This is a genomic window from Alistipes sp. DJF_B185, assembly GCF_964250025.1.
Classification (GTDB): Bacteria; Bacteroidota; Bacteroidia; order Bacteroidales; family Rikenellaceae; genus Alistipes; species Alistipes finegoldii.
In genome coordinates this window covers 1-8,763 of sequence record NZ_CAXUDY010000026.1, presented here as the reverse complement: position 1 = coordinate 8,763, position 8,763 = coordinate 1, and the positions used below count along the sequence as shown (strand labels likewise).

At 53.6% G+C, this 8,763-nt stretch carries 10 protein-coding genes and 1 pseudogene; 10 read left to right on the top strand and 1 reads right to left on the bottom strand.

Annotated features, from left to right (window positions below; translation table 11 throughout):
• The 10 genes and pseudogenes from ACESTR_RS15430 to traN all read left to right on the top strand — a co-directional run.
• A pseudogene (locus ACESTR_RS15430) lies at positions 1 to 216 on the top strand (conjugal transfer protein TraG); the annotation flags it as partial.
• A gap of 11 nt (positions 217 to 227) precedes the next feature.
• Positions 228 to 605, top strand: coding sequence for a DUF3876 domain-containing protein (locus ACESTR_RS15425; RefSeq protein ID WP_373179405.1), 378 nt, complete (start codon positions 228 to 230; stop codon positions 603 to 605).
• On the top strand, positions 595 to 1,029 hold the full coding sequence (locus ACESTR_RS15420; RefSeq protein WP_373179404.1) for a hypothetical protein: 435 nt from the start codon (positions 595 to 597) through the stop codon (positions 1,027 to 1,029). Before ACESTR_RS15425 ends, ACESTR_RS15420 begins: the two co-directional genes overlap by 11 nt.
• Before the next feature lie 282 nt (positions 1,030 to 1,311).
• Positions 1,312 to 2,208, top strand: a complete 897-nt coding sequence (locus ACESTR_RS15415; protein ID WP_373179403.1) for a hypothetical protein — start codon at positions 1,312 to 1,314, stop codon at positions 2,206 to 2,208.
• Positions 2,209 to 2,254: 46 nt separating this feature from the next.
• Positions 2,255 to 2,884: a DUF4141 domain-containing protein gene (locus ACESTR_RS15410; protein WP_288299431.1), complete on the top strand. Its 630-nt coding sequence runs from the start codon at positions 2,255 to 2,257 to the stop codon at positions 2,882 to 2,884.
• 6 nt (positions 2,885 to 2,890) lie between these two features.
• Positions 2,891 to 3,967, top strand: a complete 1,077-nt coding sequence (gene traJ / locus ACESTR_RS15405) for a conjugative transposon protein TraJ (protein WP_373179402.1) — start codon at positions 2,891 to 2,893, stop codon at positions 3,965 to 3,967.
• A 14-nt stretch (positions 3,968 to 3,981) separates the two neighbouring features.
• Positions 3,982 to 4,605, top strand: a complete 624-nt coding sequence (traK, locus tag ACESTR_RS15400) for a conjugative transposon protein TraK (protein ID WP_279067038.1) — start codon at positions 3,982 to 3,984, stop codon at positions 4,603 to 4,605.
• Entirely contained in the window at positions 4,595 to 4,810 is a 216-nt protein-coding gene (locus ACESTR_RS15395; protein ID WP_149886106.1) for a hypothetical protein, read from the top strand. The genes traK and ACESTR_RS15395 overlap by 11 nt, the downstream gene beginning before the upstream one ends.
• Before the next feature lie 6 nt (positions 4,811 to 4,816).
• Complete coding sequence (gene traM / locus ACESTR_RS15390) at positions 4,817 to 6,025, top strand: conjugative transposon protein TraM (RefSeq protein WP_195559317.1); 1,209 nt, start codon at positions 4,817 to 4,819, stop codon at positions 6,023 to 6,025.
• A gap of 1 nt (position 6,026) precedes the next feature.
• Positions 6,027 to 6,932: a conjugative transposon protein TraN gene (gene traN / locus ACESTR_RS15385; RefSeq protein WP_278752678.1), complete on the top strand. Its 906-nt coding sequence runs from the start codon at positions 6,027 to 6,029 to the stop codon at positions 6,930 to 6,932.
• A 355-nt stretch (positions 6,933 to 7,287) separates the two neighbouring features.
• On the opposite strand, the gene ACESTR_RS15380 is transcribed toward traN, so the two are convergent.
• Complete coding sequence (locus ACESTR_RS15380) at positions 7,288 to 8,466, bottom strand: hypothetical protein (protein WP_303176078.1); 1,179 nt, start codon at positions 8,464 to 8,466, stop codon at positions 7,288 to 7,290.
• Between the last annotated feature and the right edge of the window lie 297 nt (positions 8,467 to 8,763).

Here is an 8,763-nt window from a genome sequence, read left to right as displayed (position 1 = left end):
GATCCTAAACGCCGCTATAAAGAGGTCTGGATCGGACTCGGAGGCGTGCAGTCGGCGGTCTATGCCACTGAAACGAGCGCGGCAGAGTACCTGTGTTACACCACCGAAGAGTCGGAAAAGATGCAGGTCATGGAACTCTCCGGGAAGCTCGGCGGCGACATCGAAGCCGCCATCCGGCAGTTGGCACGCGAACGCGAAACAAAAACCGAATCTTAATGCCCGCTGCCATGAAACAGTTGCTTTGGATATGCGCCGGCATCCTGCTGACGTTTACCGCCATGCTCGGAGCGTTTCACCTCTTCTACGATTACGAATACCACAAAATCGGTCCGTTGTGCGGAGCATGGCATTCGACACTCGACGATACGCGGCTGATAATCGAGCTGTGCGGCGATGAATTTCGAATCATTCTTACGCACTGCGGCGCCGGCACGGGGCGAAGCACGTCCGAAACGCATGTTCTGCACTACAAGGATTGCGTCTATTACACGGCCTACGGCGGACGCCGGGTCGACCTCTTTTACACGCCTTCGGCCGATGCGCTGCTCCTCGTGCCGGGCGGCGCTTTCAAACGAACCTCAAAACTCAAAAACAATGAACAGTAACCAATCGACGCCTGCGTCGGCCGTAGCGGCCCTTCAGCAGGAGATCAGAACCCGCACCGAAGTCATCCGCACTTTGGCAGACCTTCGGGAACAACTCGACGCCGACCGTATCTGCGGAGCGTGGCTCTCGGCGGAAAACAACCTCTCGGCCTCGATACGCCGCATCGGCGAGGGCATGTGGCGCATCCTCGTTTTCGACCACGCGCTCTGCTACAAACGCCTCGTACAGGACGGCATCATCGCGCTGCGCCGCCACCGTCTTTGGCTCGGCGCCGACGACGGCAACCGCGTGATCTACGATGCTTCCACCGAGACACTCACCATCGGCTGTTACGGATGTTTCGTTCCGGAGGACAGCATTCGGCGGCAAGAGGATGATGCCATCGGTGCCGAAGCGTGCGACTTCAACGAGCCGGCCGAATAATGGAGCGTCATTCGGTATTTCCGGGCTGCCCCTGCTTGCTGGGGCAGCCCTTCGGCGGACTCCGCCTACAATTATACGTCCTCAAATCCGACGGCTATGGAATGGAAAGATAGGATTGCACGGCTATTCCGCCGCACGCCGGATTGGGAAAGGGAACATCGACGCACGCTCATTGTCCGCCATGCTGAAAACCTGCTCCGGGAACGGGATATAAACAGTGTTACAGACCTTGTGCGACGGCACCGGAAATCGGATCTGACCATTGCCGGAATCAGACTGACAATGAATACAGCGACATCCCGCTTTCTCAGGACGCCCGAAGATGCGGCGGGAAAAGATATGCTGGAGCTGATGGATGCCCTGCGCAGAACACCGTTTGCAAAAAAGATCGGGCGACGCCTCGCGGACGTTCCGGCAGACACCGCCCACTCCCTGCACGGAGTGTTCGCTATGCATACTTTTCTCTTGGATGCCTATCTGGAGCAACATCCCGACAGCAAGCTCCGGCAGCCTCCGATGGACGAGGTGCAGGCAGCAGCGCATATCATCGACCGGCAGTTTCGCGCCGAGACATTCCGCGAACTGCGCCATCTGGCGGAAATATCCGGAGGCTATATACCCTCCTGTTACGTTGCACGCCTTTACGACTGGGACGCCGACATGGAGCGGTTACAAGAGATGCGCGGGCGGCTGAACGGCCCGGCATGTCCGGAAGCTCCGCAGCAGGTACAGCAGCTCCGGAAGCGAATCTGGAAGGCGGAGAACCGCATGGTACGGGAAGCCGAGAGGATATTGGAGAGCGATCCGGAAATTCCCCTGCGGCAAACCTACATCGAGAAACTCGATGCCGAGTTGCAGACGTTAGGATGGTTCGCACGCTTCCCGGAAAAGATCGACAGCCCCTACACCAACCGGCAGCTGCTTGACAAATACGGTATCGAGCCGGATAATCCCCGCGAAAAGCAATTCCGGCAGATTGAAAAAGCCTTCCGGGAGCTGGATGCACGCCTTGTCCGCATGACCGGGCGGCAGTCCTACGCCGACGATCTGTTCGAATCCCTGCGGCAGAAAGGCCCGAAGTCGGAGAAACATATTTCCGGGGTGCGGCAGAAAGAGATCGATTCTGCAAGGGAAGAGCAAACCGAACAGCCGGCTTCGGGTCGGCGGATAAAGCGGTGATGCCCGTCTTCGGGTGAATATCCTCAATAACACAATCAATTCGAGCATGAAACAGAAAATCATTCTGCTGTGTCTGTGCCTCGTCTGCACAGGCCGCAGCACATACGCCCAGTGGGTCGTCTCGGACCCTACGAACCTCGCGCAGGGCATCGTCAACTCCACCAAGCAGGTCGTCGAAGCCGCCAAGAACGGCCAGACCATGTTGCAAAGTTTTCAGGAAACCGTGAAGATTTATGAGCAGGGGAAGCGATACTACGACGCCCTGAAATCCGTCAGCAACCTCGTCCGCTCGGCCCGCAAGGTGCAGCAATGCATCCTCTTGGTCGGCGAAATCTCGGACATCTATGTCGATGGTTATAAACGTATGGTTTCCGACGAGAACTTCACGCCCGCGGAGCTGGCGGCCATCGCCGCAGGCTACGCCCGCATCATCGAGGAGTCGGCCGGGGAATTGAAGGAGCTGCAGAACATCGTGAACCCTACGGACATGTCCCTGACGGACAAGGATCGTATCGACGTGGTGCAGCGCGTCTACGGCGTCCTGCGGCGCCACCGCGATCTGGCACGCTACTACACGCGCAAGAACATCTCCATATCCCTGCTGCGGGCCGCCCGGAAACGGGACATGGAGGGCGTGCTCTCATTGTACGGAACCGACGAACAACGTTACTGGTAGCCGACGATGGTACACATGCTTTCCCTTACGGAGAATCTGCACACAATTCTCCGGGTGTTATACGACGATATGATGGTGCTGTGTTATCCGATGTCGCAGGTCGCAATGGCCATCGCAGGAATCGGGGCGCTACTCTACATCGCCTACCGCGTCTGGCAGTCGCTGGCCCAGGCCGAACCTATCGACCTCTTTCCCCTCATGCGGCCCTTCGCCATCGGCATCTGCATCCTGTTCTTCCCGACGCTCGTGTTGGGAAGCCTGAACGGCATACTTTCACCCCTGGTAAAGGCGACGCATTCGCTGATGGTCGGGCAAACACTCGACATGGAACAATGGCAGGAGCGGCGTGAGCGGCTCGAACTCGAAAGCCGCGAGCAGATGCCCCCGGACAGCTACTACGCCGAGAACGAGGAGATGGAGCGCGAGCTCAGCGAACTGGGCGTGGACGACCAGACACAGCAGACACTCGACCGCATGAACGAGGAGCGATCCTCATGGTCTGTAAAGGGACTTATATTCAAAGGCTTGGCATGGATACTCGAACTGCTCTTCGCCGCGGCGAGCGTCATACTCGACGTGCTGAGGACCTTTTACCTGATCGTCCTCTCGCTGCTCGGCCCGATCGCTTTCGCCATCTCCGTGTTCGACGGATTTCAGTCCACGCTGACGCAATGGCTCACGAAATATGTCTCGATTTACCTGTGGCTGCCCATCTCGGATCTTTTCTCGGCGATCATCGCACGTCTGCAAACCCTTTCGATGCGCCACGACGCCGACCTGATGGCCGAAGGCTACAACTGGTATGTGGACTGGTCGAACAGCCTGAACCTGATCTTCATGCTCGTGGCCGTGTGCGGATACCTCTGCATCCCCTCGATCGCCTCGTGGGTCGTGCAGGCGAACGGATTCGCCGCCTACAACAAGACCGTCTCGAAGATGACCTCGCTCGTAAGCGCCGGAGCCGGATGGACGGCCGGCAAAGCATGGGCCGGGGCCAAAGGCGCCGGCTCGGCGGCATTATCGGGCGGTAAGGCCGTGGGACGCGGCATCATGAATGGCGCCCGGCTTATTTTCAGAAAATAAAATAACCCGTTATTATGGAATTCAAGTGTTTAACGAACATCGAAACATCGTTTCGGCAGCTGCGCATGTACGCGCTCGTCTTCGCCGGAATCTGCGCCGTCGTTACCGTGGCGGCGGTCTGGATGTCCTACTCTTTCGCCGAACGGCAGCGGCAGAAGATCTACGTGCTGGACAACGGACGCTCGCTGATGGTGGCGCTCTCGCAGGACCTCGCACAGAACCGTCCCGTAGAGGCCCGTGAACATGTGCGGCGCTTCCACGAGCTCTTCTTCACCCTCTCGCCCGACAAGGCAGCCATCGAGTCCAATGTCGGACGCGCCTTGCAGATGGCCGACAAAAGCGCCTTATCCTACTACAAGGTTCTGCAGGAGAAGGGCTTCTTCAACCGCCTGATCGCGGGCAATGTTTCGCAGATGGTCAAAGTGGACAGCATCCGCTGCAATTTCGACCATTATCCTTACGAGGTTACAACCTTTGCCCGGCAGCGTATTCTGCGCGAGAGCACCGTCACGGAGCGGTCGCTCGTCACGACATGCCGTCTGGTGAACGTCTCCCGCTCGGACAACAACCCGCAGGGCTTTATGGTCGAGGCGCTGAACATCGTCGAGAACAAAGACATTGCAACCTATGACCGTTAAACCGCACTCCCTGCGCTGCCGCATCCGTTGGGTGCGGCGGTCGCTGCGGCGCCGGCACGACACGCTCGCGCCCTGCATCCGGGAACGGATCGTACTCGCGGCGCTCGTCCTGCTTCTCTTCCTTTACCTTTGGCTCCTGTTCGCAGCGGACATGGGATCGGAGTTAGAGATCGGACATCCCGAATTATTACATCTTAAACCGTAAACCATTATGACAGAAAACAAGAATCCATGCAGCGACCCTTCGGCGGAGTTCGAGCGGCAGCGCAAGCGCAAGGTGCTGCTCTTTGCGGCGATCCTCGGATGCATCTTCCTCGTTGTGCTGTGGTTCATATTCCGGCCTGCGCCCGTCAAGCCTCAAGAGGGGGCCGCGGGGATCAATACGTCGGTTCCGGACGGCAAAGCGCAGGCCACCGTCGGAGACAAACGCAAAGCCGCGGAACAGCTCCGCAGCGAGGAGCAGCAGCAGAGACGCATGATGACACTCGGCGACAACTCGTTCTCGCTGCTGGACGACGGGCTCAAACCTGCCGAGGAGCCTGCACCGGCGGACAACCCCGCACTGCGGGCCTCCGAGGCCAACCGGGCCATGCAGCGGCAGGTGCAGGGCTTCTACGCCGCTCCGCAGCGCAATGCCGAGGTCGAAGCCCTGAAAGAGCAGGTCGCAGCCCTGCAATCCCAGCTCGACGCCGAGCGGCAGCAGCCCGATCCGTTGGAGCTGGCCGAGGAGCAGTACAAGCTCGCCCGGAAGTATCTCGGCGGCGGAGTGGCCGTAGATGAAGAAGCTGTTGAGCAGGCAAAGCAGCGGAAGGATTCGCGCCTGTCGGTCATGCGGCCCGTGCGGGAGGGTGAGGTCGAAGCATCGACGCTCGACACACGGGCGGATTTCACCGTCGAACGCAACTTGGGATTTCTCACGGCGGCAGGTGGCGTCGCGCATGCCGATACTCCGACCGTCAGAGCCTGCGTCGCCTCGACGCAGGTCATACGTGCCGGAAGCACCGTGCAACTGCGGTTGCTGGAAGCCGTGCGTATCGACGGAGTGACCATCCCCCGGAATACGCCGCTATACAGTCTTGCGACGATCTCCGGAATGCGGCTGCAGGTCGTGGTGTCGTCCGTCGAATACGGCGGACGGATCTTCGCCGTCGAAGCCGTAGCTTACGACATGGACGGCCAGCCGGGGCTGAACGTCCCGAACTCCCGCGAGCGGACGGCCCTCAAAGAGGCGCTGGCATCCGTCGGGCAGACTGCCGGCACGAGCGTAAACGTCACCCGTTCGGCCGGACAGCAGATGTTGTCCGAACTGGCGCGCGGAGGATTGCAGGCTTCGTCGCAGTATGTCGCCGGGAAGCTCCGCGAGGTGAAGATAACCCTCAAAGCCAACCATCAGCTATTATTGATTTCAAAACAGCAGTAAAATGAAAAGAGACCTTATTTATCTGACTCTGATTGTCTCCTCAATTTGGGCAGCACATGCTACGGCGAAGGCCATGCCGGACGGGCCGCAGCAGATCGAGCCCCGCAAGATTGAAGCGGGATTCACCAAGACCGTACACATCTTGTTTCCGTCGCCCGTCACGTATATCGACATCGGCTCGATGGACATCATCGCCGGCAAGGCCGACGGGGCCGAGAACGTCGTGCGGGTGAAAGCCGCCGTGCGGAATTTTGCAGCAGAAACAAACCTGACGGTCATTACCGAGGACGGCGGATTTTTCACCTTCGACGTGCATTATGCCGAGAACCCGGCTGTCTCGACCCTCAATCTTACAGTGCAGGAACCGCAACCGGGCGGGGTGAAGAAACTGTCTACGACAGACACTCCACAGCAGCCGGCTCCGGCTTCAGAGGGACGGGTGCTGCTGCGCGAGGTAGGGCGCGAGAAACCTGCGACCATAAAACGCATGTTGAGCGACATATATCGGCAGAACCGCACGGACGTGAAGGGCATTCGTGCGAAGAAGTACGGCATTGAAGTCGAAGTGTTGGGGATTTACGTGTTCAATGACGTGATATACATGCACACCTGCATCTCGAACGACACGAATATCTCTTTCGAGGTGGATGCGCGGCGATTCATCGTAGCGGATCGCAAACTCGCCAAGCGCACGGCACAGCAGCAGACGCCGCTCGAAATCCTGCGCGCATGCAATGACCCGGCAGTCGTGAGGGGACACCAGCGCCAGCGGACGGTATTCGCGCTGCCCAAACTGACGATCTCCGATGACAAGGTGCTTTTGCTGGAAATCATCGAGAAAAACGGTGCCCGGCATCAAACGGTAGAGATAGCGGCCAAGGAACTGTTGGATGCCAAACTGCTGTAAAGAGACGAGCGGCCGAGCCCGGTGCGGAAGTTTTTATGCAGCAGTGGGAATGTTTCGAACCCGCGCGGCGATCTTACGGGATCACTTTGCAAGAGGATATTCAGACATAGTCCGCACACTGCGGCCCTGAAAGGCTGTTCGTTCTCGAACAATCAGACACCCCGGTACGGTCTGAAAACCGTACCGGGGTGTCTGATTGTCGTTTGCGAAACTCAATATTCCTCCTCATTAGATAAATTAATAAACATTGATTGTCAGTTAATTACCTCCATATAGACGAAGTTTACACAAACAAACCACGCCGTCTGGGATGATGGGAAGATATGGTAGCAAGTCTTTTCAAATTTTCTTATATTTAATACCAATGCCAAGTGTTTGAAATCAAATCTATCTCTAAGAAACTACTTGGATTATTGGAATCATCTTTTTCAGAACACAAAATTCTACCATTAAAATCAGACAAAACCTGAGGCGAATAGATCCCTGAAAAAGCTTTATCACGCCCCATCAATATAGTAATGGCCTGTGAACACAAACAGCCTTTTATATTATTTGTATGCCCATAGTAACAATTTGCATACCTTAAGTGCCCAGTTATACTTCCATGATGTGATATTGCATAATAATGTGTGCAAGCCATATATGGACAACACTTTGCTATATCCATTGAATTCCATCCATCTTGTTCCAGATCTCCTGGGAACACAAAATATGATTTATCATTAAACCGTATATTATAAACACTTGAAATGTTGTTTGGGGATAACCTTATGTCGAAGTTTTCAATATCCGGGTATAGTATTTGTATATTTTTATTGCTATTGCAACTAAACGGTTCTACTATCCGTATACCGAGTATGTTTAAGTTTGACAATAAGTTATTATAATTATGACTTGCCATGCGATATTTAAGATTAACATAAGCAATAGTATGGCTGTCAATTAATTTATTGCTGATATAATAATTAATTCCGGAATAATGGTCATAATGTGGATGAGTTAACATTACAACATCAATATGAATGGGATCAGTAAGTTGGAATATTTGTTTGATACGATTTAAACAATCATTAATATTTACACGATAATAGTGATGTGAAACAAAATCATAATCAGAACAATCAACCATCCATATATGCACCCTGTTATTAACTTTAAAAACTATCAATGAATGGTTCCCATGTCCTACATTTATGTGATATGTGTATAATCTTGAAACATTATCATACATATCTTGTAACGACTCTCTTTGCTTTTGTGCCAGACTATCAATTAATTCCCTATAGCGCATTCTAATCTGCAACACGCGAGAGTCTTCATTGGCAATCTCATATTCTCCGTTATCAAGAGCATACACATATGCCCCTTCTCGAATAATTTCTTTCCACTTCGGATCAACAGACTTTCTAATATACCATTTGAAATCTTTATTTGCCAATTCCCATTTCTTGATATTCTCAGGAATATATTGCAATAAAGCTATTGTATTTTCTTCAAATTGCTTGATACTCTCTATATAATATAATTCTTTCATGATATAGCAAATTGAAACTGTTTAACTATTCGAATTATCAATGATTAATAAAAAGTAATTGTAAAAACAATTTTATTTCGATTGTGTTTATATTTAAGCGAATAAGATTCATTATTAGAAACGGTTATGTAATTGGGGGCAATTTTTCAATTATACAACTTTACCATAAAAATCTTGTATTCTTTCTTGAGATAATTTATCACATATTTTATGATAAATTATCATTAGTGTCCCGTTAAAATTGGGACGAAGTTAATATTAATCAAATAGTCCCTCCAAGAGGGGATAATCGAGTTC

Excerpts from the sequence above, each read along its gene's own strand:
- ACESTR_RS15415 (WP_373179403.1), top strand. The coding sequence starts at position 1,312 with ATGAATACAGCGACATCCCGCTTTCTCAGGACGCCCGAAGATGCGGCG.
- ACESTR_RS15425 (WP_373179405.1), top strand. The coding sequence starts at position 228 with ATGAAACAGTTGCTTTGGATATGCGCCGGCATCCTGCTGACGTTTACC.
- ACESTR_RS15380 (WP_303176078.1), bottom strand. The coding sequence starts at position 8,466 with ATGAAAGAATTATATTATATAGAGAGTATCAAGCAATTTGAAGAAAAT.
- traJ (WP_373179402.1), top strand. The coding sequence starts at position 2,891 with ATGGTACACATGCTTTCCCTTACGGAGAATCTGCACACAATTCTCCGG.
- traN (WP_278752678.1), top strand. The coding sequence starts at position 6,027 with ATGAAAAGAGACCTTATTTATCTGACTCTGATTGTCTCCTCAATTTGG.
- ACESTR_RS15420 (WP_373179404.1), top strand. The coding sequence starts at position 595 with ATGAACAGTAACCAATCGACGCCTGCGTCGGCCGTAGCGGCCCTTCAG.
- traK (WP_279067038.1), top strand. The coding sequence starts at position 3,982 with ATGGAATTCAAGTGTTTAACGAACATCGAAACATCGTTTCGGCAGCTG.
- ACESTR_RS15395 (WP_149886106.1), top strand. The coding sequence starts at position 4,595 with ATGACCGTTAAACCGCACTCCCTGCGCTGCCGCATCCGTTGGGTGCGG.
- ACESTR_RS15410 (WP_288299431.1), top strand. The coding sequence starts at position 2,255 with ATGAAACAGAAAATCATTCTGCTGTGTCTGTGCCTCGTCTGCACAGGC.
- traM (WP_195559317.1), top strand. The coding sequence starts at position 4,817 with ATGACAGAAAACAAGAATCCATGCAGCGACCCTTCGGCGGAGTTCGAG.